The 922-nt window shown below is 41.2% G+C and carries 1 protein-coding gene and 1 pseudogene; both read right to left on the reverse strand.

Annotated features, from left to right (window positions below; all coding sequences use genetic code 11):
• Positions 1-168, reverse strand: a pseudogene (locus ACFIO3_RS14155) (serine protease); the annotation flags it as partial.
• A 151-nt stretch (positions 169-319) separates the two neighbouring features.
• Positions 320-922, reverse strand: a 603-nt coding sequence (locus ACFIO3_RS14160) for an SPFH domain-containing protein (RefSeq protein WP_375704695.1), incomplete at its 5' end; no start/stop codon positions are given.

Below are 922 nucleotides of genomic sequence, written 5' to 3' on the forward strand. Positions count from 1 at the left end.
TGTTTCCAAAAGCTCAGAAGCTAAATCAGGAATAGAAAGCAATGCCTTGCTTGTCTCGGCTCCCCAAGACAAACTCACTGATCCAGATAGAAACAAAGTCACACAAAAAACAACTCTTGTGATAAAAAACTTTAAAAACGTATTTTTACTCACGACACTTCTATCCATGACATGCCTTTAATCAAAGATGCAAAGAGCCCTACTAAATTTATCTACGTAAAACCAGCACGGCTCGATACTCTCTACCACTTTTACCATAAAAGAAAATGGTCACAGATCATTCTTTTCATGCAAAATCTCGTATCTGCAATCCATTATTTTATCTATTCTCTCCCGATTTTGGATCAGTTTTACTGAGGCCCGTATTCATTGTCGGTAAGAATGCTTTATTTGCCTGCGGCGGATTACGAAAATAGAAAAAGAAATCCTCATTTGGAGAAATCACCATCGGTGTTCTTTCTAAATTCTTGTATTGTTCCATCGCCAACCAAAAATCGTAAAAAGACGGATTAGCCTCCCTCGCATTCAATAAAAGACGAATACTTTCAGCTTGACCTTCACCACGGGTAATTTCAGCATCACGCTTTGCAGCTGCTACAATTTCTTCATATTCACGATTAGCTTCTGCCACAATACGATCTCGCTCCTGCTGACCACGAGCTCGGATATTTTCCGCAGCAGCTTCACGTTCAGCTGCCATTTGCCGATAGACATCTTCTGAAACAGCATCAGTCAAATCGGTTTTACGAATACGCACATCAACAATGGTAATACCCAACGAACCTGCATCTACAGAAAATTGCTTCTGTACTTCAGCCATCATCGCGCCTCGTTCATCCGATAAGGCTGCTTTAAATTCTCGCTTACCATAAACAGCACGCAAAGCGTCAATAAACCGTGGTGCAAGGTTTTCACGTGCCGC

Source organism: Bartonella sp. AD328YNZD, assembly GCF_042196425.1.